General features: G+C 66.8%; 21 protein-coding genes. 6 read left to right on the plus strand and 15 right to left on the minus strand.

The features are described 5' to 3' along the window. Positions 1 to 52 precede the first annotated feature (52 nt). On the plus strand, positions 53 to 2,815 hold the full coding sequence (locus EDF58_RS14925) for a TonB-dependent receptor (protein ID WP_132266979.1): 2,763 nt from the start codon (positions 53 to 55) through the stop codon (positions 2,813 to 2,815). 77 nt (positions 2,816 to 2,892) lie between these two features. Here EDF58_RS14925 and EDF58_RS14930 read toward each other — a convergent pair whose 3' ends face one another. Both EDF58_RS14930 and EDF58_RS14935 read right to left on the minus strand, forming a co-directional pair. Then, the gene (locus EDF58_RS14930) at positions 2,893 to 3,339 is read right to left on the minus strand and encodes a nuclear transport factor 2 family protein (RefSeq protein WP_132266981.1); all 447 of its coding nucleotides are present in this window, start codon (positions 3,337 to 3,339) and stop codon (positions 2,893 to 2,895) included. Then, positions 3,336 to 4,061 carry an alpha/beta hydrolase gene (locus tag EDF58_RS14935; RefSeq protein ID WP_207912997.1) on the minus strand — a complete coding sequence of 242 codons (726 nt, stop codon included), beginning with the start codon at positions 4,059 to 4,061 and terminating at the stop codon, positions 3,336 to 3,338. Before EDF58_RS14935 ends, EDF58_RS14930 begins: the two co-directional genes overlap by 4 nt. Positions 4,062 to 4,421: 360 nt before the next feature. On the opposite strand from EDF58_RS14935, the gene EDF58_RS14940 reads away from it, so the two are divergent. Beyond that, positions 4,422 to 6,062: an alginate export family protein gene (locus EDF58_RS14940; protein WP_165921429.1), complete on the plus strand. Its 1,641-nt coding sequence runs from the start codon at positions 4,422 to 4,424 to the stop codon at positions 6,060 to 6,062. 7 nt (positions 6,063 to 6,069) lie between these two features. On the opposite strand, the gene EDF58_RS14945 is transcribed toward EDF58_RS14940, so the two are convergent. Genes EDF58_RS14945 through EDF58_RS14980 form a run of 8 tightly spaced genes read right to left on the minus strand, consistent with a single transcriptional unit; the run spans position 6,070 to position 13,630 of the window. Then, on the minus strand, positions 6,070 to 7,014 hold the full coding sequence (locus EDF58_RS14945; protein ID WP_165921430.1) for a LysR substrate-binding domain-containing protein: 945 nt from the start codon (positions 7,012 to 7,014) through the stop codon (positions 6,070 to 6,072). A gap of 1 nt (position 7,015) precedes the next feature. Beyond that, a complete protein-coding gene (fdhA, locus tag EDF58_RS14950; protein ID WP_132266986.1) occupies positions 7,016 to 8,200 on the minus strand; it encodes a formaldehyde dehydrogenase, glutathione-independent in 1,185 nt (394 codons plus the stop codon). After that, positions 8,197 to 9,219 carry a PDR/VanB family oxidoreductase gene (locus tag EDF58_RS14955; RefSeq protein WP_132266988.1) on the minus strand — a complete coding sequence of 341 codons (1,023 nt, stop codon included), beginning with the start codon at positions 9,217 to 9,219 and terminating at the stop codon, positions 8,197 to 8,199. Before EDF58_RS14955 ends, fdhA begins: the two co-directional genes overlap by 4 nt. Continuing rightward, positions 9,216 to 10,268 carry an aromatic ring-hydroxylating dioxygenase subunit alpha gene (locus EDF58_RS14960; protein WP_132266989.1) on the minus strand — a complete coding sequence of 351 codons (1,053 nt, stop codon included), beginning with the start codon at positions 10,266 to 10,268 and terminating at the stop codon, positions 9,216 to 9,218. Before EDF58_RS14960 ends, EDF58_RS14955 begins: the two co-directional genes overlap by 4 nt. 22 nt (positions 10,269 to 10,290) lie before the next feature. Then, positions 10,291 to 10,653 (minus strand): protocatechuate 3,4-dioxygenase, encoded by a 363-nt coding sequence (locus tag EDF58_RS14965; RefSeq protein WP_132266991.1) that lies wholly within the window; start codon positions 10,651 to 10,653, stop codon positions 10,291 to 10,293. After that, on the minus strand, positions 10,653 to 11,531 hold the full coding sequence (locus tag EDF58_RS14970) for a gallate dioxygenase (RefSeq protein ID WP_132266993.1): 879 nt from the start codon (positions 11,529 to 11,531) through the stop codon (positions 10,653 to 10,655). Before EDF58_RS14970 ends, EDF58_RS14965 begins: the two co-directional genes overlap by 1 nt. A gap of 10 nt (positions 11,532 to 11,541) precedes the next feature. Then, positions 11,542 to 12,633, minus strand: a complete 1,092-nt coding sequence (locus tag EDF58_RS14975) for an aromatic ring-hydroxylating dioxygenase subunit alpha (protein WP_132266994.1) — start codon at positions 12,631 to 12,633, stop codon at positions 11,542 to 11,544. Positions 12,634 to 12,646: 13 nt separating this feature from the next. Then, complete coding sequence (locus EDF58_RS14980) at positions 12,647 to 13,630, minus strand: PDR/VanB family oxidoreductase (RefSeq protein WP_132266996.1); 984 nt, start codon at positions 13,628 to 13,630, stop codon at positions 12,647 to 12,649. A 191-nt stretch (positions 13,631 to 13,821) separates the two neighbouring features. Between EDF58_RS14980 and EDF58_RS14985 the strand changes: the two genes are divergently transcribed. After that, on the plus strand, positions 13,822 to 14,535 hold the full coding sequence (locus EDF58_RS14985; protein WP_132266998.1) for a GntR family transcriptional regulator: 714 nt from the start codon (positions 13,822 to 13,824) through the stop codon (positions 14,533 to 14,535). A 126-nt stretch (positions 14,536 to 14,661) separates the two neighbouring features. After that, positions 14,662 to 16,005, plus strand: coding sequence for an MFS transporter (locus EDF58_RS14990; protein WP_165921431.1), 1,344 nt, complete (start codon positions 14,662 to 14,664; stop codon positions 16,003 to 16,005). Between the two features lie 45 nt (positions 16,006 to 16,050). Here the strand turns inward: EDF58_RS14990 and EDF58_RS14995 are convergent, their stop codons facing one another. From EDF58_RS14995 to EDF58_RS15010, 4 genes are all read right to left on the minus strand, one after another. Next, complete coding sequence (locus tag EDF58_RS14995) at positions 16,051 to 16,548, minus strand: hypothetical protein (RefSeq protein ID WP_165921432.1); 498 nt, start codon at positions 16,546 to 16,548, stop codon at positions 16,051 to 16,053. A 135-nt stretch (positions 16,549 to 16,683) separates the two neighbouring features. Then, the gene (locus EDF58_RS15000; RefSeq protein WP_243654274.1) at positions 16,684 to 16,929 is read right to left on the minus strand and encodes a hypothetical protein; all 246 of its coding nucleotides are present in this window, start codon (positions 16,927 to 16,929) and stop codon (positions 16,684 to 16,686) included. Positions 16,930 to 16,975: 46 nt separating this feature from the next. Next, positions 16,976 to 17,884, minus strand: a complete 909-nt coding sequence (locus EDF58_RS15005) for an SDR family NAD(P)-dependent oxidoreductase (protein ID WP_132267003.1) — start codon at positions 17,882 to 17,884, stop codon at positions 16,976 to 16,978. A gap of 82 nt (positions 17,885 to 17,966) precedes the next feature. Further along, entirely contained in the window at positions 17,967 to 18,866 is a 900-nt protein-coding gene (locus EDF58_RS15010; protein WP_207912999.1) for a LysR substrate-binding domain-containing protein, read from the minus strand. A 169-nt stretch (positions 18,867 to 19,035) separates the two neighbouring features. Here EDF58_RS15010 and EDF58_RS15015 point away from each other — a divergent pair, with 169 nt between their 5' ends. Further along, complete coding sequence (locus EDF58_RS15015) at positions 19,036 to 19,509, plus strand: NUDIX domain-containing protein (protein ID WP_132267005.1); 474 nt, start codon at positions 19,036 to 19,038, stop codon at positions 19,507 to 19,509. Between the two features lie 47 nt (positions 19,510 to 19,556). Continuing rightward, on the plus strand, positions 19,557 to 20,246 hold the full coding sequence (locus EDF58_RS15020; protein ID WP_243654275.1) for a hypothetical protein: 690 nt from the start codon (positions 19,557 to 19,559) through the stop codon (positions 20,244 to 20,246). A gap of 61 nt (positions 20,247 to 20,307) precedes the next feature. Here the strand turns inward: EDF58_RS15020 and EDF58_RS15025 are convergent, their stop codons facing one another. Beyond that, complete coding sequence (locus tag EDF58_RS15025) at positions 20,308 to 20,880, minus strand: ferritin-like domain-containing protein (RefSeq protein WP_132267007.1); 573 nt, start codon at positions 20,878 to 20,880, stop codon at positions 20,308 to 20,310. Positions 20,881 to 21,059 lie beyond the last annotated feature (179 nt).

A 21,059-nucleotide genomic window follows, 5' to 3' on the forward strand; every position in this document is an offset into this window, starting at 1 on the left:
AGACGGATTTGAAGACGGATTCCAAACATTTTTCCAGGGGAGGAAACAGGAAATGGCAAACATCTACACGCGTTCGGCGACCCGGCTGGCACTGGGAGCGGCAACCATCGCGCTGCTACCCGCCGCAGCGATGGCCCAGACCAAAACCCAGGCACCAGCTCCGGCGCCCGAACAGCCGCTGGCAGACCAGGTGACCAGCGAACCGATCGTCGTGATCGGCACGCTCATTCGCGGCATCGCTCCGGCCGGCAACAACGTCATCAATGTCGATACCGACCAGATCGCGGCCACCGGCGCGGCCTCGACCAGCCAGGTGCTCAGCACCATTCCGCAAGTCGGCAACTTCTTCAATGCCTTGCCCGCCGGCATATCGCAGCAGCCCGGCTCCAACGGGTCGAACCCGATCAACCGTCCCAACTTGCGCAACCTGCCCGGCGCCAACACCAGCGGCGGCGCCCAGACGCTGGTCCTGTTCGACGGCCAGCGTGTCGTCGGTGCCGGCATCCAGCAGGTCGCGGTGGATCCCGACATCATCGCGCCCGGCGTGATCGCGCGCGTCGAGGCCATGACCGATGGCGGCTCGGCGGTATATGGCTCGGACGCGATCGGCGGCGTCATCAACTTCGTCACACGCGACCGGTTCGACGGCATCCAGGCCGATGCCCGCTATGGCATCGGCGAGGACTACCAGTCGATCGAGGCCAGCGCGCTGGCGGGCAAGGACTGGGGCTCGGGCGGTTTCTACGTCGCCTACGGCTACTCCCATCACGACAGCGTCTACGGCGCGGATCGGGACTGGGTGAAGCAGGTCGACTGGAACACCGACATCCCCACCGGCCGCAACTGCGCCGCGCCCAACGCGACCATCGGCACCACCGCTTATGTGCCTTCCGGATCGGGCCTCGTCGCGGGCGGGCCCAATGTCTGCGATTTCTCGGATCCGGTCGCCATCTATCCGACTTCGACACTGCATACCGTGTTCGCCCGGCTCAACCAGCGGCTTTCCGGCGGCGTGAAATTCGACATGACCGCGCTCTACGCCAATCGCGCGATCAGCCAGGTCAACGGAACCCTGGGCACCGGCGCCCTGGGCACGGGTGCGGCAGGGCAGGCCACGCTGACGGCCGCCTCGCCGTTCTACCGCCCGACCGCCGACGCCAATGCCGGGCTGCCGCAAGTGGTCAGGTTCGATTACAGCCCGCTCTTCGGAACCCGATCCGCCACCCAGCAGACCGATCTGGAAACCTGGCGCATTGCCCCTTCCGTCTCGGTGGAGCTTGGCTCGGACTGGGAATTCAGCGGCCTGTTCAGCTACGGAATCGCCACGACGTCCTTCAACAACGCCCAGATCAGCGCGGCCGCCCAGTCTGCCGCGCTCGCGGCGCGCACTCTCAATCCCTACGACGTCGGCGCCACCGCGCCCGGCGTGGCATCCGGGTTGCTGCGCTATGCCAGCGGCAGCGGACGGAATGAGTTCTACGACTACCGGGCCATCGTCAATGGACCGCTCTTCGCACTGCCGGGCGGCATGCTGCGCGCGGCCGCGGGCTACGAGCACATGCAGGACAATTTCACCCGCCGCACCACGAATGCGTCCACTTATGCGCTCCAGAACCCGGCCACGTATATCCAGAAAGTGGATTCGGTATTCGGAGAACTGTCGATCCCGATCGTCGGCGATGAAAACGCGATGTCCTTCATCAACGAGCTGACCCTTTCCGCATCCGGCCGCTACGACAAGTACAGCGACTTCGGCGACACCTTCAATCCGAAGCTCGCCGCCACCCTGCGCCCGGTCGAATGGATCGCGATCCGCGGCAACTGGGGCAAGTCGTTCACGGCGCCTTCCCCGGTCGACCAGCTCGGCGTCCTGGCCTCCGCGGTGGCGACGGTGCCGGCTGCATTCCTGCGCACGCCCCCCGGCGTGACTGCGGCTCCGGGTGAAATCGGGCTGTTCGTTTCGGGCACCGCGCCGGGCCTTCAGCCGCAGAAGGCCACCAACTGGTCGATCGGAGCCCAGATCGAACCGCCGTTCCTGTCGGGGCTGACGCTGAATGTCAGCTATTACAACATCGACCTGAAGGGAACGATCGGAAGGCCCGTCACCGGCGCCGACCTCAGCGACTACTACGCCAATTTCCCGCAGCTCTATTCGGTGCGGCCCAGCGGCCAGGAACTGGCGGCCTATCTCACGCAGTTCGATCCGGCCAATTTCAACTTCACCGTGGCCAACCCGACCTCCACGGGCCAGGCGCTCATTACTTCGGGCGGCACCAGTTCACCGGTGCTGGTGGCGCTCGACACGCGTTCGCGCAACCTGGGCACCGCCACGCTGGACGGGATCGACTTTTCCGCGAACTACGTGCTCGACACCAGGTTTGCCTCGTTCGATGCGAGCGTGAACGGCAACTACCGTCTTTCGCAGGAATCGCGTGCCCTGCCCTCGCTGCCGCTGTCCGACGATCTTGCCTTCAACACCCCGGTGTTCCGCATCCAGGGCACCCTGGGCACCAGAGTTGGCGGGCTGCGCGCGCAAGTGATCTGGAACCACACGTCCGGTTACAAGCGCGGCCTTGTGGAATTCGGCCAGACCAAGGTTTCGGCCTTCGACACGATCAACCTGTTCTTCAAGTACGACGTCAAAGCGAAGTCCGCCTGGGCCAGCGACCTGTCGTTCACGCTGAATGTCCAGAACCTGTTCGACGTTTCGCCTTCCGAGTTCCGCTCGGCCGCGAGCCTCGGTTTCGACACTACCCAAGGGACGGGCTTCAGCATCGGCCGCATCGTCCAGTTCGGCGTCAGCAAGAAGTTCTGATCCGCAGGGCGCACCGTCCGGGCCAGGGCGCTCGGACGGTGCCGCTCCGAACCGTCAAGACCTGGGCCGGGGCGCCGTCACTCCGCGAATGCCAGCGATCCGCGTCTGCTGACAAAGCGCCAGACGCCGTCCGGCTCCAGGTGCAGTTCGTCATCGAAGTCACCCACCAGAACGGTCTCGCCGCGCTCGCCGCTATAGAGCACGACATAGCTGCGCGCACGGGCGCGCGACACGCCGAGCACGTCGACGACGGTGTTGGCCATGACGTGGCGGGTGCGCCGCGCCGGGCGGTCGCGAAAGAAGGCGCGTATGGCCTCGCGTCCGCAGACCGGGGCGCCGGGTGCCGTCGGCCGAGCGAACGTGCCGTCCTGCGTGAACATGGCAGCCAGGGCATCGTGATCGTGCGCGTCGTTCGCCTGGGCAAAGCGATGGATCTGGCGCACGACGGCCTGCTCGATCGCCAGGCTCCCGGCAGCGCCGGGTATCTCCGAAGCGTTTGAAATATCTTGAACCTCGCGTGTCATGCGGTTCCCGCTTCCTTGTCCAGGGGCAATCCCATCCATCGTTCCAGCGCCGCGGTCACGGCTTCGGGCGCTTCCATCGGCGCCATGTGGCCGCTGCCATCGAACACCGCGTAGAGCGAGCCCGGCAGCGACGCGAGGATCTCCTCATGCTGGGCGGGCGGGCTCCACGCATCCTCGCTGCCGACGCCGATCAGCACCGGGCAGCGCACTGCGGCAAGGGCGGCCACCGCGTCGGGCCGTCCCAGCAGCGCGGCGATATGGCCGCGATGGACCGCCGCGCCCATCCGGTGCACCATCGCATGAAGACGCGCGTTCAGTTCCGGATCGGCATTGAGGCGGCCCTTGCGCACCATGGGCGGGAGCCAGACGTTTGCCAGGGCCTCCATGCCTTCGCGCTCGCCAAGCTCGATCAGCGCCTGACGCCGCTCGGCCTCGCCCGGGCGGACGGGATGAATGCCGGTGTCCAGCAGCGCCAGTCGCTCGACCCTGTCCGGCGCCATCCGCACCGTTTCCAGCGCGACCCGCGCGCCCATCGAATGGCCGGCCAGCGAGAAGCGCGCGGGCGCTTGCTCCAGCACATGGCGCGCCATGGCCGCGATACTGTCGAAATGCCGCAAGTCGGGCACTTGAACCTCGTAGGATCGGCCGAGGTGCTCCACCTGATGTTCCCACACGCAGGCATCGCACAACAGGCCGGGAAGCAGGATGATCGTCTGTCGCACAAGCGCTCGCTGGTTGCCGGGTTGTCCCACCGGGTAGAGCACTGCGGGACGATCCGGTCCTATTCAATTGCCGCGCCACGTTATGCGCTTCCGGCATGTCGCCGCTATCGCAATTGGTGATAGCGGCCTCGGCGGAAAGCATACGCCCTATGGCCGGATCGATGCGTAACCTCTGCCCATCGGTTCCATCGGAGCCGCGAAGATAGAAGCGACCTGCACAGCAGGCGGAAGAGGATGCACCATGACAGCCGCACTGCGTTAGCCAGGCCCTTCGTGCCCGCCCTCCCCTGCATCGTGGCGGGGAAAGCGCCGGGCATGTTCCTGCACCGACATACCCTTCCGATAGACGAGGATTCCCGAATGGCCCTTGGGCTTTTCCCAGAGATGACGGCTGCCTGCGCCCTGCTGGCGCTGGCCCAGCCCGCCTTGGCGCAGCAGGCCGGCGGCGAGGCGCCGAACCGCGATGTATCTTCCGCCGAGCCCGCCTCTGCAGTCCCCTCTGCGCCGGGTGCCCCGCCTGTCCTCACGCCTGTCCCCGTGCCGGTGATCGTGACCGCCGCCGCTGCGCAGGAACGCGCCATGCGCCCCCTTCCCCCCGTGGAGATCGGCGCCCCGCCACCGGTTCCGCCGCCCGCCTCGCCGCCTATCCCGGAGCCGGTACCGGGCGGGCGGACGGCAAAGCCCTGCACCCCGCAGAGCCTGCGCTGGACCGAGGACTGGACCTGCCTGGCCAATCCCGCCAAGCGCACTTCTCCGCTGGAAGCGCTGCGCTATCTGCCGCTGGGCGACGATCCCGAGGTCTATCTCTCGATCGGCGGCGAGGCCCGCTACAACTATACGTACTGGAGCGCGCTCAACCTCGGCGCCAAGGGCAAGGACAAGCTCTCCGCCCTGCAGCAGCGCCTTCGCCTGGTGGCCGACCTGCACCTGGGCCGCAACGTGCGCGCTTTCCTCGAACTGGGCGATAACCGCGAATTCTTCGAGACATTCGCCACGCCGCCCAACCGCGACAAGCTGGACATCAACCAGGCCTTCATCGACGTGACGCTGCCGCTCGGCGACACCACCAAGCTCACGCTGCGTCCGGGGCGTTTCGAAATGCCGATCGGCAATGGCAAACTCGTCGGCCTGCGAGACGGCGTGAACGTGCGCTACGTCTATCAGGGCATTCGCGGCACCTTGATCGAGGAAGGGAAGGTCCGGGTCGACGCCTTCGCGGTCAAGCCGGTGACGTTCGAACCCGGCATGTTCGACGACGGCCCGGAGAATGGGCGCCACTTCAACGGCGTATACGTAGCCACCGCGCCGGGGCTGCTGGCGCCCAACCTGGCGGTCGATGTCTACTGGTACGATCTCTACCGCGAGAATGCCCGCTACACCACGCTGACCGGAACCGAAAGCCGCCGAAGCTGGGGCCTGCGCCTGTCCGGACGCGCCAACGGCTTCGACTGGGACGCCGAAGGAGCCTATCAGACCGGCAGCTTCGCCGGGCAGAAGATCCAGGCCTGGGGCATGCTGCTGGAGGGCGGCTACACTTTTGCCGATCTTCCGATGAAACCGCGCCTCGGCGGCCGGTTCAACTGGTTCAGCGGCGATGACGATCCGAACGACGGCAAGATCGGCACGTTCGCGCCGCCTTTCCCGCGCACGCCGCTCTACAGCGATGCGGGATGGCTCAACATGTCCAACCTGATCGACGTGACGCCCACGCTGACGCTCAAGCCGAGCAAAAAGCTCACGCTGGTCGGCGGACCGGAGCTGTTCTGGCGGGCCACGGCGGCCGACGCGGTCTATGCCGGACCGACCAACTTTCCGCTTCTGCGCCCGACGGACGGCGGCCGCTTCGTGGGCACCGGGCTGAACCTCCAGGCCGATTATCTGGCGACGAAGAACCTCAGCTTCCACGCCTATTTCACGCACTTCATCGCCAGCGATTCGTTGCAGTCCGGCGGCGGACGCAGTTCGGACTACTTCGGCTTCTGGGCCGATTTCCGCTTCTGATGTCGGGTCAGGCCACGCTTTCGACGATGTCGCTTTCCTCCAGCCGGGCAACTTCGCGTTGCAGTTCGGCCAGCAGCAGCTTTCCAGCCTCGCCCAGCGGTCCGCGGTGGATGATGCCGGCCGGGCGCGGGGCTGACGGCACTGCCACCGGCAGGATGCGCATCGTGTCGCGCGCGAGGTCGCCCGCGACCAGGACTCGCGGCACGGCACTGACGAACGTGCCCGAAAGCAGCAGTTCGCGCATGAAGCCCACCGATGTCGATTGCACGGCCGCATCGGTATCCAGCCGAAGCTGTTCCAGTATCTCGCGCACGTCGCGTTCCATCAGCGTGCTGACCGAAGGCAGCACCAGCGTATAGCGCTGCACGTCCGCGGCGCTGACGGAGGGAAGCGCGAAAAGCGGATGGTCGCTGCGGGCCACCAGCGAGATCGGTTCGTCGTAAAGCACCCGGCGGACCAGATCGTCAGGCTGCGACGGGGGATAGAGGCGGCCGACGATGACATCGATTTCGCCTGACAGCAGCGCCGGGATCATCTGGTCGGTCTTGCCCTCGATGACGGAGATCGTCAGGCGGGCGGCCTGTTCGCCGGCATTGGCCAGAACGGCAGGCAGCAGGCCATGCGCGGCCACCGGAAGCGCGCCGACGCGGATGGTTCGCCGCTGGCCGTCCGATAGCCGGTCCAGCTGCCCTTCCAGCTCGCGAATGGTGGTCAGCAGCTTGCGCGCGCCCGCGGTGAGGACCGCACCCGTGGCATTGGGGCGCACGCCGCGAGGATGGCGCTCGAATATTTCGGCCCCGATGATCTCCTCGACCTCCTGCAAGGTGCGCGACAGGGCGGGCTGGCTGACCCGCAACGCACGCGACGCGCGGAGCAGGCTCTTGTGCTGCTCCAGCGCGTCGATCACCCGCAGATGGCGGATCTTCAGTCTTTGTTCGAGATAGTGCGCCAAGTCAGGATGCCACCATGCCATTGGGATCGATGACGAACTTGGCGGCGGCGCCCTTGTCGAAAGTCTCGTAGCCCTTGGGGGCATCCTCCAGCGAGATCACCTGTGCGTTGACGATGTCCGCGATGGGCAGACGATCGTGCAGCAGCGCCATCATCAACTGCCGGTTGTATTTCAACACCGGCGTCTGCCCGGTGTGGAAGCTGTGCGACTTCGCCCAGCCCAGCCCCAATCGCAGGCTGAGATTGCCGGTCTTCGCCTGCGCCTCGTGCGCGCCGGGGTCTTCGGTGACGTAAAGCCCCGGAATACCGATGGAACCGGCCGCGCGGGTCACTTCCATCATCTGGTTGAGCACGATGGCAGGCTGCTCCTTGCCGCCGTGGCCGACCGCCTCGAAGCCGACGGCGTCGATGGCGCTGTCCACTTCGGGCACGCCGATTACCTGCTCCACCAGGTCGCCCAGCCGATCGTGGCTGGAGAGATCGATCGGCTCGAAACCGACCTTCCTGGCATGGGCCAGGCGATCCGGGTTGAAATCGCCGATCATCACCACGGCCGCACCCAGCAGGCGGGCGGAAGCCGCTGCCGCGAGGCCCACCGGCCCTGCCCCTGCCACATAGACGGTCGAACCGACGCCCACGCCCGCGTTGAGCGCGCCGTGGAAGCCGGTGGGCAGGATGTCCGTCAGCATCGTCAGGTCGCGGATCTTCGCCATGGCCCGGTCGCGGTCGGGAAACTTGAGCAAGTTGAAGTCGGCATAGGGCACCATGACGTAGCGCGCCTGTCCGCCGATCCAGCCGCCCATGTCCACATAGCCGTAAGCCCCGCCGGCACGGCCGTCGTTCACGGTCAGGCACACGCCGGTGTCGCCGTGGCGGCAGGTGCGGCAGCGACCGCAGGCGACGTTGAACGGCACCGAGACCAGATCGCCCACGTCGAGCATCTCGACATCGGCCCCCTTCTCGATGACTTCGCCGGTGATCTCGTGACCCAGCACCAGACCCGCCGGAGCGGTCGTCCGGCCGCGCACCATGTGCTGGTCGGATCCGCAAATGTTGGTGGTCACGATCTTGAGGATGACCGCGTGATCGATCTTCCGGCCGCGCGGATCCTCGAACTTGGGGTCGGGGATGTCCCGGACCTCCACTTTGCCGGGTTCCAGATAGACGACGCCGCGATTGCTGCTCATGCAGGTTCTCCCATGGAAAGTTCAGGTCCGCCGAAAGCGAAGGCATCGTCGCCTCGCCAGGCCGGTTCGATCGTCACGCTGCCTCCCGCCACGCGCGAGACACAGGCGCACATCTGGCGGTTTTCGCGGTGCTGGCGCGAAGAGAAGAAGACGTCGCGGTGATCCATCTCGCCTTCCGCCTCGACGATATCGACCGCGCAAAGGCCGCATTCTCCGCGTCTGCACTCGAAAACGACCTCGACGCCTGCCGCTTCAAGCGCATCCAGCATGGATTCGTTCTCGCGGACCAGCACTTCTGCGCCAAGGCGCGGGACCTTCACGGTGAATGCCTGAGCCGCGTGGCTGCCGCTCGATCCGAACGTCTCGTAGCGCAGCCCGGCGCGCGGACGACCGGCTTCTTCCCAGGCGCTGCGTACTGCTTCCATGAGTCCCAGCGGCCCGCACATGTAGAGTTCGCCGTCCGCGGGCAGGCGGCGGATCTCGTCCGCGATGTCGATCTGCTCGCCGCGATCGGACGCGAAAAGGCTCAGCCGATCACCCAGGAACCCGGCCAGTTCCTCGCCATAGGCGAACTCGTCGGCCGAGCGCGCCGCATAGACCATGCGCAGGCCTGCTCCGCGCGCGGCGAGCTGCGCGGCCATCGCCACCATCGGCGTGATCCCCACGCCCCCGGCCACGAGCAGGTAGTGCGGGGCGCCATGCATGAGCGGAAAATCGCAACGCGGCGGCGCGACGGCCAGGGAGTCACCGGGCTGGAGGCGCCACATATAGGCCGAGCCGCCCCGGCTCTCCGGCTGGCGCTTCACGGCGATGCGCAAGGTGGAACCCTCCTGGCCGACGACCGAATAGGACCGCTGGTCGATCCTGCCGCCGACATCGACCTGCACCTTGACGTGACTGCCGGGCGGGCAGGCGGCGGCGCGATCGAGGTCGATGCCGAACTCTCGAATGGTCGGCGTGACATCGCGAATGGAGGTCACGCGGCCCGATTGCCAGCCGGCGGGAATCTCGCCGCTCATTCCGCAGCCTCCGCCAGGACCGGCGCATTCTCTGCCGCGATCATGCGGTCGATGGCGCGGCGCGCCCACATCGAGCCCGCATCGATGTTGAGGTTGTAGAAGACGTAATCCGGATGCTCGTCGATGGCGCGCTGCTGCGCTTCGATCACCGTCTCGTCTTCCAGCATGATGCCGCCGCCTGCATTGAGGACGCGGCGCGTATGGCCCTGATCGCCTATGTTGTAGTTCCGGAGATGGGCCCAGAAATAATAGCAGGTCTTGTCGGTCGAGGGGGTGGGCAGATGCAGCACCCGCATGTCCACGCCTTGCGAGCGATCGCCCTCCGGCGCGCCGGTTCCGGCGGGCGCCACGCCCACTTCCAGATAGATCACCGAAGGCGCCAGGAAGTTGATGACCTGCCAGCGATCGGTCTTGCCGGGCTTGCCGAGCTGCCCCGCCCAGAACGGCGGCGCCTCCTCGTCCAGCACCCAGCGTTCGACGCGCGCGGTGCGTTCGCCGTGATAGGCATCGAACGGCGCCTCGGCGAGCGCCTCGTTGCCGATGCTGGAGGAATGGACGAACGTCTCGTGAGTCAAGTCCATGAGGTTGTCGATCACCAGGCGGTAGTCGGCCTTCACCTCGGTCATGCTGCCGTCGCCCGCCCAATCCGGGTGGTCCGGCCACGGCAGGTCGGGGATGAGCGCCGGGTCGGCCAGTGCGGCATCGCCCGGCCAGACCCAGACGAAGCGATGGCGCTGCGCCACCGGGAATGCGCGCACGCAGGCGGAGGGGTTGATCGTTTCCTGCGAGGGCATGTGCGTGCAGCGCCCGTTGGGGCCGAACACCAGCCCATGATAGCCGCAGCGGACATCGTCACCCTGGAGCGTGCCGATCGAGAGCGGCACCAGGCGGTGCCAGCAGGCATCCTCCAGCGCCACCGGCGTGCCGTCCTGCCGGCGATAGAGCACCATCTTGCGGTTGCAGATCGTGCGCGACAGCAGGCTGCGCCCAACTTCCGCGTCCCACGCGGCGACATACCAGGCGTTCATCGGAAATGTCTGTGTTGTCATGGTTTTTCTCCCAAGCCCCGCTTCACCGTGCGTGCGGCACGGCGCGGGTCTGCATGAATTCCTCGAAGCTCTCGCCGCGCATGATCGCGTAGACTTCCAGATTGGTTTTCCTGACGACGCGGGCCCACTTTTCGAGGACGAAGAAGTTGACGCCGGCCTGCACGATGCCCAGCCAGTCGCGCGCGCGCACCAGCGCCATCTCCTCGTCGTCGAGACCCGCCGCGCGCATCGCCGCTTCCTCGTCGTCCCAGAAGGCCTGGCGCGCCTCGGGCCGGATCATGTTCCAGAAGAAACGATTGAACGCGAGGCGGCGATTGCAGGTGCGCAAGTCGAAGACGTAAGTGCCCTCGGGCATTGCCACGGTCTGCGGGTTCTGCGTGAACATCAGGCGACCTCCTGCTCGCGTTGCTGCGCCGCCGCCGCAGTCTCGCGTTCCTCGTAAGTGACGACGGTCATCGCCGTGGTGGTCATGAGGTAGTAGTTGCGGTGCATCTCCTCCAGCGAAGCGCCGAGCGCGCCGCGCATCGCCAGCCACATGATCTGCTCGACGCTTTCCGCGCCGCCCAGCCGCACGTAATCCGCATGGGTAAGCTGAGTCAGCCGCTCGGGTTCGTCACGCAGGGTTTCAAGGAAATCGAGATCCCACTCGGTATTGTTGAAGCCCGTGCGCTCGCCGTGGATCTGGTGCGAAAGGCCGCCGGTGCCGACGACGACGACCTTCAGATCCTCAGGGTAACTTTCCACCGCGCGGCGCACCGCCTGCCCCAGCCGGTAGCAGCGACGGGCCGTGGGCAAGGGATATTGCAGGACGTTGATGGCGATGGGCACGACGGTGCCGGGCCAGTCCGGCTCATGCGGCCAGAGCAGCGGCAGGGGCGAGGCGATGCCATGGTCGATCGGCTTGTTCTGGAAGAACGCCAGGTCGAATTCCTCGTTCACCAGCGCTTCGCCGATATGCGCCTGGAAGTCCACGTCCCCCCGGATATCCGGAAGGCCCCGAAGGCCCGCGCCTTCGTCGGCAATCGGGAAGCGCTCGCCCACACCCAATGCGAACGTCGGGTAGAGGTCGAAGAACAGCGTGGTCGCGTGGTCGTTGTAGAAGAACAGCAGCACGTCGGGCTGCTTCTCGGCCAGCCATTTCGCGACGGGCTTGTAGCCCTCGAACAGCGGGGCCCAGACCGGGTCCTCCTGTCGCCCCTTGTCGTAAGCGACGCCGATGGTGGGTACGTGCGACGTGCCGATACCGCCGATTATTCTGGCCATGTCTGTCTCCTCAGAGCCCGCGGGCCTGCTCGGCCTCGGCACGCTCGAAGATCGAGCGGCGCATCAGCAGGCCGGGCTTGTCGGGGGCGAAATTCAGGTCGAACTGGGGTTCGGCATCCTGCGCGACAGTCTGCGCGATCCATTCCAGCGCATCCACGTCTTCCAGGTACGCCTTCTCGGATGCCGTGCGCAGGAACTCGTCCGCATGCTCGTCCTCCAGCTTCCGGTCGCGCGAATTGAACCACCAGTAGTGGAGCGAAGTCTGGGTTTCCGGCGTGATGAGATGAGTGATGTTGAAGCGGTACTTCTTCGGCGCGCCCGAAGCGTCCGCGTTGTCCGTGACGCTGGCATAGGCGGTGTGGAGCGCCGGGGAGACGTACCGCGCTTCCGAGAAGCGATCGACGCGCTTGTCCATCAGTCCCATCGGCACGCCGTAGATGCCGGGCGGCGGCGCGTCCCTGAGCGCGCGGTAGATGACGACGACATCGCCCTCCAGCCGCACGTCCAGCTTGGACCGCGCGAACTCCGGCGTGCCCACGGTGCCGGGATGAAGGAACGGAAAATGCGTCTGGTCGAGCAGGTTCTCGTGCATCGCCACATAGTCCGACTGGATGTGATAGGCCCCGCGCACGCTTTTCCACTCGGGACTTGCCAGCCAGGACGTATCCGGGATCAGCGCCTCGTCCGCATGGTCGGGGTCGCCCATCCAGATCCACACCAGCGGGCCGCGCTCCGCGGTGGGGAAAGCGGCGACATTGGCATTGGTCGGCACGATCGGCATCGAGGGCATGGCCAGGCAGCGCCCCGAAGGATCGAACTGCATGCCGTGATAGCCGCAGACGAGCACGTCGCCCTCCAGCCGCCCCTTGGCGAGCGGGAAGGAACGGTGCGGGCAGCGGTTGCGCACCGCCACCGGCTCTCCCGCCAAGGTCCGGTAAAGCGCGACGTCCACGCCCAGCAGCCTGCGACTGATGATGTCGCGGCTGATCTCGTCCGCGAAGCCGGCGACATACCAGCAATTGCGCACGAGCGGCGTGTTCTGGTCGGCAAAGCGGCCCATTTCCAGCGGAGAGGCGGCGGGAATAGCGGTCATCTGGTTCATGTTGGGACTCCGGTCAGGCGTCGAGTACGAGGGTGCCGCCCGGCAGGCGCGACACACAGATGCACAGCGTGTCCCCGGCGGCGCGTTCCTCGTCGGAAAGATAGCTGTCGCGGTGGCTGATCCGCTCTCCCCCTTCCAGGACGGGGAGCGGGCACAATCCGCATTCCCCGCGGCGGCAATCCGAGAGGACATCGACGCCGGAGGCGGTCAGGGCGTCGAGGATGCTGGTATCGCGGCCGACCTCGACAGTGCGGCCGGTGCGCCGCAGTTCGACGGCGAAAGGCGCATCGTCGGGAGCGGGACCGGCGGTGAACCGCTCCGAACGCACGCGCGCATCGGGCCAGCCCAGGGTCCGCGCGGCGGCGTGGACGGCCTCGATCATCAGCAGGGGACCGCAGACGTAGACCGTGGTGTCGTCGCTCTGGGCGGCGAGCAGTGCGGCCATATCGAGGTGGTCGGTCGCAGGATCGCCGCTGACGTGCAGCCTGCCCGCGGCACCTGCCAGTTCCATCGCTTCGGCGGCATAGGCAAGCTGGTCCTGCGTGCGGCCGGCATAGACGAATGCGAAGGGCCGCCCTCGCCGCACCACGCTTCGCAGCATCGCGTAGATGGGCGTGATGCCGATGCCGCCGGCGATCAGAAGACTGCGCCGGTCGCGCAAGTCGAGCGGGAAGTTGTTCTTGGGCCGTGAGACCTTGAGCCGCGTTCCCGGGGCGAAAGTATCGTGGATATGCGCCGACCCACGCTGGCGATCCTCGCGCTGGACGGCGATCCGGTAATGATCGGCCCGATCGTCCGCGAGCCCCTGCCCGCCGACAAGCGAATAGTGCCGCACGATCGGCCCGCTGAGATCGGAATGCGTGTGCAGTTCCACATGCGCACCCGGCGCCCCGCGAGGCAGCGGAGAACCGTCTGCCGAAGCCAGGACGTACTCCCGGATGCGCGGCGTGAGCTGGCGCACGCCTGCCACCACCATGTCGATCAATTGCCCGTGCACCGGCCTCTCCTTGTTAGCCCGTTCCTGTGGAACCGATTGCGATCTCAGCCGCGATTCGATGCCTGGATAATCACTTTGGATCCAAAGTACGTCAATACCTTTCGATAATTGTCGATTTATAGCGAGTTTGGATCCCATTTTTGGATCCACGGAACTTGGCGGGTCCGCAGCAGGTGTGTAGGTTCACCGCCATGACCTCTCTTCCGGATGACGCCACCACCCTTCGTGCCAAGTCTTCGGCGCTGACCCGGCTGCGCGAAATGATCCTGCGCGGCACCTTGAAGCCGGGCGAGCGGCTGCGCGAGGTCGAGCTGGCGGAGCGGCTTGCGATGTCCCGCACGCCGATACGCCAGGCGCTTCCGGCGCTGGCGCTGGAAGGCCTGCTGGTCCAGGCGGGGGTGCGCGGCTATGCGGTTCGTTCGTTCACGCGCGCCGAAAGCCTCCAGGCCCTGCATCTCCGCGCCATGCTGGAAGGCTATGCGGCGCGCAGCATCGTGCTGGCCGGGCGAGGCAAGGCGATTGCCGATGCGCTGGCCCCGCTGATCGCCGAAGTGGACGAACTGCTGCAGGCCGGGACACTGTCGGAAGTACTGGAAGAGCGATACGGCGAACTCAACGAGCGCTTTCACACCGCTGTCGTGGAAGGCGCCGACGATCTCCTGCTGCGGGACCTCATCGCCCGCTGCAACGTCGTGCCCTTCACATCGCCGGCGGTCATCGCCTTCGAAGAACTGGAGGACGCCGAAATCATGGACCTCATGCGCTATGCCCAGCGCCAGCATCACGCGATCGTCAATGCGCTGCGTGCGGGCGACGCCCTGCGCGCCGAAATGCTGTTTCGCGAACACGCGACCACGCAGGAAAGCAGCATGGCCATGGGCGAAACGCTTCGGCGTTCCCTCTAGCCACCGCGCCGCTATAACAGGAGCGGCATAGCTCCCAGCATGAATGCGATACGGGCGTTCGCAGGCAGCATGCCTAGCATCCCCCCAAAGCACCGCTTCAGCGGATGCTGACTGGAGAGGATGACCATGGCAAGTGTCACGGCGGCAGGGCCGCCCACCATCGGGACGGACGATCGGGAGACGATGTCCGTCTTCCAGATCGCCGCTATCGGCGTCTGCGTATTGATCAATGCGCTCGACGGCTTCGACGTGCTGGCAGTGGCCTTCACCGCGCCGGCCATATCGCGCGAATGGGGCCTCGCACCGACCCAGGTGGGAGGGCTGTTCAGCGCCGGACTGGCGGGAATGGGCATCGGCGCGTTCACCATCTCTCCGCTCGGCGACAAGCTGGGGCGGCGGCCGGCGATCCTGTTCTGCCTGGTCCTGCTGGCCGCCGGCATGTTCGCCTCGGCCTTTGCCGGCAATCTCAGCCAACTGGCGGCGACCCGCGTGCTGACCGGCCTCGGCATCGGCGGCATCCTGGCGAGCATCAACACGGTCGTGGCGGAATATGCGTCTCCGCGCCGTCGCAGCCTTGCGATCTCCTGCATGGCGCTGGGATATCCCGTCGGCGCGACTGTCGGCGCGCTGGCCGCCGTGCCGCTGATCGGGGCTTTCGGGTGGAGATCGATCTACCTGCTCGGCGCGGCGGCGGCTGCCCTGCTCGTCCCCCTGGTGCTCTGGCTGCTGCCCGAGTCCATCCAGTTCCTTTCGGCGCGCCGCCCGGCAGGCGCGCTGGACAAGATCAACCGGGTCCAGCGCAAACTCGGCCGCGCGCCGCTCGACAGGCTGCCGCCGCTCGCGGCCCGGACGGCCGAGAACCGCCCCGGCTTTGCCGATCTTTTCCGCGGCCCGATGCTCGCCGCCACTGTCCTGGTCATGCTGCTCAACATGTGCGTGATGGCAACGGTCTACTTCGCGATCAGTTGGACGCCGAAGATACTCTCGGAACTGGGCTTCAGCGACAGTATCGGTATCTACGCCTCCATGATGATGAACGTCGCGGGCGCCATCGGCTGCCTTCTGTTCGGATTGCTGGCGAACCGCTTCGGCCTTCGCAACTTGTCCGCAGCGGTATTCGTGGGCATGGGGCTGGCTCTCACCGCCTATGGACTGGCGCCGCCGCGCGCCGTCGCCCTGATCGCGGCGGCCTTCATCACCGGCTTCTTCCTCAACACCGCGATCACCTGCCTCTATACGATCCTGCCGCAAGTGTTCCCGCCCGAGATGCGGGCCACGGGGACGGGGATCGGCCTGGGTGGCGGGCGGATCGGCGCGGTGGCCGGGCCCTATCTGGCCGGCATGCTGATGGCCGCCGGCTGGAGCCGCGCGGCCTATTGCATCGCCCTGGCAGTGCCGATGATCGCCGCCATCGTCATCCTCCCCGCTCTCCCCCTCGGGCGCGGGGCCGGTCTGCGCGAAGAGCGATAGCGCCCCCGTGGACGCACTGTCCGGCCCCGCCGACCTGCCGGAAGATCAGGCGATCAGCCAGGTTCCGTCGGGTTCCTTGTGCACCACATTGTTCCAGAGATAGCTCTCGCCGCTGTCTTCCGCCGTGAACAGGATGTCGAACCTGAACTCGTTGGCGGCGACGCGCTTCCAGTTCTGGATGCGGGTGACCGTGACGCATCCCGACATGTCGTGGTGGCGCATGCGCTTGGCCGGGGACATCGCGCCGGCCCAGCCATTGAACATGGCGGTCCCGCGCGATCCGACGAATTTCTCGACCAGTCCTTGCGTGGCCCTGTCGTCCTGCACGCACATGAGGGTGGCGATGTAGGGGCGCAGGGTGGGCAGCGCTGCGGCCACGTCCGCCTTCAAGGCCGGAGGCGCCGAGGCCAGCGCCTTTTCGAGCGCCTGCACTTGTGCCTGCTCGGGCTGCGCGAGCAGCGGGGAACGCGCCGCGTCTGCCTGCGCCGGAAGGCCCGCAAGTCCGGCGATCATCAGCGTTGCCGCAAATCGAGTCTGTATCATTTCAAATTCCACCGTGGGGCCGATCCGAGCGGAAGCCGGTCGGTCGGTCGGTTTTCCATCGAGGCCCCGCTTTCCATCCAGGCGGGGCGCCCCGGCGGGCAGGTCGACGCGGATCGTCGCCCTGCCCGGCCTGCGTCAAATCCAGGTGCGACCGTCCGCACCGCCGCAGCCATAGGGCGGCAATTGGTTTTCGAAACGGGCCTTCAGCTTGTGGCAACCCCAGGTCCGCAGCGGGCCCGGCATATAGCCGTTGAGAGCGATGCCCACTTCGTCATAGGGGCTCTCGGCCTGGGCGACATACATGTACCAGCGTCCGCCGAACATGACCGTAAACGCGACCACCACGACGACGATCACTTGAATTACCTTCTGAATTTCCATTCTCCTCAAGAGCTTAATGGGGGAAACACGGTCCGTTGGACCTAAATCAGGAAGCCTGCAAGGGGCTGGCCGCCAGAGGCCCGCGCGTATCGGCACGGGCTTCCGGCCATGCGGCCGCGATCCGCGGCCATGCCGCGGCCAGATCCTCCGGCGTCGCGGCGGTGAGCGCGTTCAGGTCGCGGGGATAGGTCACGCCTGCCGCCTCGCGGGCCTGCGTCGCGGTAAATTGACCGTTCGCGGCGCGTAGGACCCATCCGCTGGCGGTGCAATCGGGCGCCACGAGATAGAGCGCACCGGGCGCGACGGCGTCGGGCCGCAGGTCGTCCGGCTCGCCTTCGATGCCCCACATGCGGGTCTTGGCCACGGGCGAGATCACATTGGCGGTAATGCCGTAAGGCCGGCCTTCGTGGGCAAGCATATTGGCGATACCGATCGCCGCCATCTTGGCCGCGCCATAAGAGGCCAGGCCCGCCTGCGCATATTGCGGGTAGATCGCCCGATCGGACGTGGTGAGCAGGATGCGCCCGAACGCCGCTTCGCGCATGGCCGGCCAGGCCGCCTGCACCAGCCACAATGGCGCATCGACGCCGACCTGCATCATCCGCGCGTGGAAATCGGACTCCAGTTCCTCGATCGGCTGGTAGCCCACCCACCCCGCGTTGTGGATGAGGATATCCAGCCGGCCGTGGACACCTATCGCTTCGGCCACCAGATCATGGCAGGCCGCGCGGCTCGCCGTGTCGCCCGGCGCGGCGAAGACCGTTGCGCCGGCTTCCCGCAGCGCCCGCGCCGCAGCCTCCGCCACTGAAGGATCCCGGCCCGAACCATCCGCCAGCGTGCCGCTGTCCTGCAGGATGACGGTCGCTCCGCGCGCGGCCAGGCCTTTTGCATAAGCAAGGCCCAGCCCGCGTCCGGCGCCGGTCACCAAAGCTACTCGTCCGGAAAAATCGATCATGCCTGTCCTCGTTCGCGGCCGAAATGGCGGGCAGGCACGGCCCGGTCCAATATCGATGACAGGCCGCCGTGATAGGCGCAGGCTATCGAAGCAGCGCGGCCTCCAGTCGGGAGGTCGCTGCCGGGACGCTGCCTTCGGGACGGCAGAGCAGAAGATCGAAGCGCGCGGTGTCCCCGGCAATCGGGAAATAGGCGATTTCGGCGGCGCGCACCTGCCGCATGCTGGCCGGCACGATCGCCACGCCCGCCTCCACCGCGACCAGCGAAAGCACGGCATGCATGCTGTGCGCCTCCTGCTCCACTTGGGGCGCGAAGCCCTGCTCGCCGCACAAGTTCACGACCTGGTCATGGAAGCCCGGCCCTTCGCTTCGCGGCCAGCATACGAAGGGCTCGTGGACGAGACGGGAGACACTGACGGCGTCGCCGCCTGCCAGCGGATGACCGACCGGCAGGGCGATCGCCAGCCTGTCCTCGTCGAAAGAGGCCGTGCGCAGTCCGGCAAGGTCGAACAGCGGCGGAACCACGATCCCCAGATCGAGCGTGCCCTCTCTCAGCGCGCGAACCTGGGCGACCGTGGTCATCTCATGCAGGTCCACCCGCAGATCGGGGCAGGCCCTGCGAAAGGCGCGCAGGGCGGCGGGCAAACGTCCGTACATGGCGCTGCCGACGTAGCCGAGCCGTACTTTGCCGCGCTTGCCTTCCGCCGTGTCGCGCGTGAGCGCCAGCGCTTCTTCCGCCGCCCGCATCAGCCGCCTGGCCTGCTCCAGCATGACCAGCCCCGCAGGCGTCAGTCGCACGGTCTTGCGGCCGCGCTCGATGAGCGTGGCGCCGACTTCCTCCTCCAACCGCCGGATCGCTGCCGTCAGCGGCGGCTGCGACATGCCGAGCCGGGTGGCCGCCCGCGTGAAATGCAGCTCCTCCGCAACGGCCACGAATTGCCGCAAGAGGCGCAGATCCATGCGGGGCGGTTCGTATCCTGCCATGTTCGCCCATCATCCTTTCACCGAACGATCGGGCGCGATAGTCGGCTTGGGGCGAATTGGCGACCTTGCAATCGAGTGGGACGGCCGGAATGCGGCAATCCCGCTTGCCGGGCGGGCGGCGCTGGTCCACTTTCGACATGCGGCCGGACACCGCCTCCTGGGAGTTTTCATGGCGCTGCATCATCGGCTTCTCGGCAAGGCGGCGCGGATCGTCTGGAAAGTGGCCAGGCCCCGGACCATCGGCGTCCGCGCCGTCCTGCTGGACCGGGACGACCGTGTCGCCTTGGTGCGGCACACTTATAGAGACCAGTGGTACCTGCCGGGCGGCGGGGTGAAGAAGGGAGAGAGCGTGGAGGCGGCCTTGCTGCGCGAACTCGAAGAGGAAGTGGCGATCTCCCGCCCCGCGATCGAACGCATTCTGGGCGTCTACCACAGCCGGGGCGAGGGCAAGGACGACCACATCGTCATCTATGTCGCCCGTATTCCGCACGGTGGCGCGGACGGCCTGAAGCGCAACGATACGGCCGAGATCGCCCAGGCAGGCTGGTTCGCGCTGGACGGCCTGCCGGCCACGACTTCCCCCGCAACCTTGCGCCGGATCGCGGAATATCGCCAGGGTGCGCTGGGCGGCGGCACCTGGTAGCCAGCTTGCGCTTGACGGCGATGGCCGCGGATGATGGAATCGCCGCCGTGAACGACAGCGCCCCGGATTCCGATTCCACACCCGACCCCAAGGCTAGCGCCGCAGCCGAAGCCCGTGCCAACGAGGCCGCCGCGATCCGGCGCCGCTGGATAACTCTGGGCGAAGTGCTGACAGTGATCGCCGTCACCATTTCCGGCCTGACTCTATGGAACAGCTGGAGCCAGCGCAGCGAAACCGAGGCGTCCAAAAGCGCCGATGCCCGCCGCGCGTCGACGCAGGCGGCGACGCTCGTGCTCGTGTCTTCAGGCTCCGGCGGCGATCAGATCGCGCTCAGGCCCGCCTCTGCCGACCAGTCCGTCCAGAGCCAGCGCCTCGCCTTCCCCTCACCGCTCGGCATCTCGCCTGCCGAAACCACGGGAGAGCCCCGGATCGAGGCTTCCTGGTTCGAGCGGGCACTGAAGAAAGCCCGCAACGAAGCCCGCCTGCCCGATGACAGCCGAGGCGACGAACGGCTGCCCGTGGCCATCACCACCCGCTTCCTGGTGGACGGCACCGCGCACGAGGACGTGGCGATCTACGATGTGGGGTACAGCATCTCCGGCCACTGGCTGGGCGGGCACAGCATCACCTTGCGCGGCGTGTCGCTGGTCTCGCGGGTGAGCGCGCGGGGCGCTCAGGCCGCGCTGGACGCGCGCTGGACCCGGTTGCTGCCCGCGAAAGAGACCGCGGGCAAATAGCGCCGGCCGGGCGACGCCCCCGCGCCTACCCCGGCCGTGACAGCCCGGATCCGGCGCGGTGTCAGCCCTTCAGGAAAGGCTGGCCTTCGTGCGCCACGAGCAGGTCGTGCATGTCGGCCGCGTGATCTTCTTCGTCGGCCAGGATGTGCTCCAGCATGATGCGCGTCGTGGGATCCTTGTCGCCGAAATAGCGGATCAGCTCCTGATAGTGCTCGATCACCAGCCGTTCCGCGATCAGGTTCTGCTTGATCATCTCCACGAGGTTTCCGCCGTCGCCATATTCCGTCGCCGAGCGCGACGCGAGGCCCTCTGGGTTCAGGTTCGGCTCGCCGCCCAGCTGATCGATGCGGTTTGCCGCCATCAGCATGTGGTCGTGCTCGCTCCTGGCGTGTTCCTCGAACTCGGCCGCGACGCTCTTCGAGGTGATGCCGTCGGCCGCGATGGCGTGCATCTGGTAGCGCAGGACGCAGACGAGTTCCGTTGCCACCACCGTCTGCAGCAGCTCGATCGTCTTTTCGACATCGCCCTGATAGCTGGGCATCACCGCCCCGTCGTCCAGCGACTTGCGGGCACGGGCCCGCAGGGTTTCCACGTCGGTCAGAAAGGCGCTGCGGTCCTGGGTGGTCTTCGTCATGGTCGTTTCCTCGCTAGGGGATTGTTGGCGTTGCAATGGTTGCGCAGGCGCGCTTGTTCCCCGCGAACGACTCTCAAGACGCATCGCCCGGAAAGCCCGCTTTTGCTGCGGGTCCGACCGGCTTTCGCCCCAGCGCGCCCGGGCGGCACTACCCGCGCCCCTGATCCCGTGACGATGAC

Source organism: Novosphingobium sp. PhB57 (genome assembly GCF_004342985.1).
Classification (GTDB): Bacteria; Pseudomonadota; Alphaproteobacteria; order Sphingomonadales; family Sphingomonadaceae; genus Novosphingobium.